This is a genomic window from Caballeronia sp. (assembly GCF_049581465.1).
Taxonomy (GTDB): domain Bacteria; phylum Pseudomonadota; class Gammaproteobacteria; order Burkholderiales; family Burkholderiaceae; genus Caballeronia.
On the sequence record NZ_JBAUSA010000735.1, the window covers coordinates 1 to 2617 of the forward strand.

Genomic DNA, 2617 nt, shown 5'->3' on the forward strand with positions numbered 1-2617 from the left:
GCCAGAAAGTCTGGATCAACGAGTGTTTGACGCGGGGCATCGCGTTGTACCTCGCGCAGAACGCGGGTCAGTCGTATCAAACCGTGTTCAGTGACGAATCGGACGGACCACTCGATGCCGATCGAAAGCTGCAGTTCATGCGGATGAAGCGTGAAGTGCTGCGGCAGGGCGGGTACGAGCGAGAGTTTTTTATCTCGCAGACACCGGATCTTGTAGCAGAAGCGGACGCAATCATCGACGTTCAGGCGCTAGCCGCTTGAAGTGATGTTCTTTGACACTGTGGGGAGATCTCCTCACAGGGGATCTCCTCGTCCCTGTATCGAGGATTCTCAATGTTCAAATTATTTGCGTTGCTGGGCGTTGTCTGCGCCCTTCTTTTTGCCGGTCGTACGCCGCACGTTGACGCGGCGCCGGCGAGACTGCCAAGAATTCACCTGCTCCAGACATAAAGAGCCCGAGCGCGGCCGTGATGTCGCTTTTGCTCGCGATCCATTTCGCAAAGCCGATTTATTGCTGACTTTTTCTAACGCCCAGTGATCCGACAGGACGCGGGGCGCACGGTTTATCCGTGCCGTTGCGGAGCAACTGCCTCCGGCTGTTCCTGAAGCATTGTTAGCGAGTCTTAGTTAGTCGCTTCAACGCACATATTTTTCAACCCCTGCGGGCAAGTAGCCCGCTCGGGGCTGCTCCGCAAATTTTTCGAGGAGTAGTACGAATGGCGTTTTCACGCACTGACTTTACAGATGCTGTCCTCAATAATCTGACGGAATTGGGGTTGATTCGAGCTGAAGATGTCGAGGAAGACGATCCACAAGCCCAGGCAAATCTCGTGCGCGCGGCTATCAACGGTTTGGTTGTGGAAGCCGCCGGATCGCAAGAAATTGAAGCCCGCCAGTTCTTCAACGAGCTGCTCGCATCTGTCGAAACGCTGGGTAGTGTCGCGGATCTATACGGCACAGGAGCCCTCGTCCATTTGATGTATCTGCAAGGCGCAATCCTAAAAGGCACCTATATCGACCTCGATCTCAAGGAGGTCGCGGCACTCAGTTTCGTGCGCGACCTGCCTTCGGGTGAGCGGTGGTGGAAGTTTGTGTACATCAACGAGAAGTAATTCTCGGCTTGACGCTTTTTTCAGACCCCGCGGCTAAGCGACCCGCCGGGTCGCTCCGCATCTTTCACATGTGGAGTTTCTATGTTCGAAGCAGCAGTGGTCGGTCAATATCCGGCGACTTTTCCCTCTGAGACCTTGGCTCGCGACTACGTCGCGCAGACACCCGTTGACGGCGTTCGTCCCTGGATCCGGCACAACCGGAATCCCATTTTCCACAGTTTCATCGTGATCAGCGGCAGAGATGTCGAATCGCAGGAGTCGCGGTCGTGACGGCGGGTTGTGTGACGCCGCAATGGCTAAAACCGTTCGAGAGTGGCTCCAAGCTGGGATGGGCGCAATGTACTGCGGCCTATGCGGAGTACTACGGTGTCGACGGCTCGGCTGACGATGATCCCGAGATCGAGGAAAGACTCGTTATGCACCGCACACCTATGGTCGGGTATGCAAGCCGAACGGGAACGCGACGCAACTTGGCCGCGCTCGGTAACGCGGAATGGCGTCTGCTTGTTTCGGCGAAGGGAGCACTCAGAACCGAAGGCATGCGGTACGCGCTCGACAACGGCGCATGGACAGCGTTCCAGCAACAACAACCGTTCGACGAACCCGCATTTCTCGTCGCCATTGAACGTCTTGGCGTAGGGGCTGACTGGATCGTTTTGCCCGACATAGTCGAAGGCGGTTTGGCGTCTCTCGACTATTCGTTGAAGTGGAAAGAACGACTTAGGGGCATGCCGTCTCAGCTGCTTATCGCTGTCCAAGACGGAATGCAATTGGAGGATGTCGCAAGCTTCTTGTCGCCCACCGTGGGCATCTTCGTTGGAGGTTCAACGCCGTGGAAAGAGGCTACGGCTGAGGCTTGGGGTTCTCTCGCCCGGCGTCGAAATTGCCATCTACATGTTGGTCGCGTGAATTCGGCTCGCCGGATTCGTATCTGTGCAGCGGCCGGCGCCAATAGCTTTGATGGAACCAGTGCGAGCCGGTTCTCAAAAACGTTGCCTAGGCTCGACAGGGCGACTCGCCAGTCGGACATGTTCGCCGCGGCCGCGGAAACGCTTGAAGATGCGCAGCGGGCTACTGCGAATCGACGATTGTGACTTAAGCCTTTGTTCGTGTACCGCTTTGCAGTTTGTTTAGAAAATCCCCGGGATCACCACGACCTCGGGGATTTTTTTATTGACTACGCCTTCGCGGCGAGCGCGGCATTTTCCGAAGAATTGAGCATTCGCGCGGTCTATGTGGCAAGTTTGCGCTGCGTCCTGGCGAGCGTCCTCGTAACGGGCCTTAGAACACACTTAAGCGGCGCCGCAACACATCCGAGAATCACCAGTTGTAGCTTGGACTTGCGTAGATATTGACATATCTACTACAGTAGCTATACTTGTAGCTACGTTGGTTCGTCGACCGGAGTTCAACATGTCTCGTATAGCAAAGTTATTCACCAGCGGCGGCAGCCAAGCCGTTCGGCTTCCCGCTGAATTTCGTTTTGAGGGGAAAGAGGTCTTTATC

General features: G+C 55.8%; 4 protein-coding genes and 1 pseudogene. All 5 read left to right on the top strand.

What is annotated here, in order from left to right; genetic code table 11:
- Positions 1–260 (top strand): annotated as a pseudogene (locus tag WCA53_RS17995) (SMC family ATPase); the annotation flags it as partial.
- A 455-nt stretch (positions 261–715) separates the two neighbouring features.
- Entirely contained in the window at positions 716–1111 is a 396-nt protein-coding gene (locus WCA53_RS18000; protein WP_423913436.1) for a hypothetical protein, read from the top strand.
- An 81-nt stretch (positions 1112–1192) separates the two neighbouring features.
- Positions 1193–1381 (top strand): hypothetical protein, encoded by a 189-nt coding sequence (locus tag WCA53_RS18005; RefSeq protein WP_423913438.1) that lies wholly within the window; start codon positions 1193–1195, stop codon positions 1379–1381.
- Entirely contained in the window at positions 1378–2205 is an 828-nt protein-coding gene (locus tag WCA53_RS18010; protein ID WP_423913440.1) for a hypothetical protein, read from the top strand. Before WCA53_RS18005 ends, WCA53_RS18010 begins: the two co-directional genes overlap by 4 nt.
- Before the next feature lie 319 nt (positions 2206–2524).
- The coding region (locus WCA53_RS18015) for an antitoxin (protein WP_423913442.1) at positions 2525–2617 on the top strand (93 nt) is incomplete at its 3' end.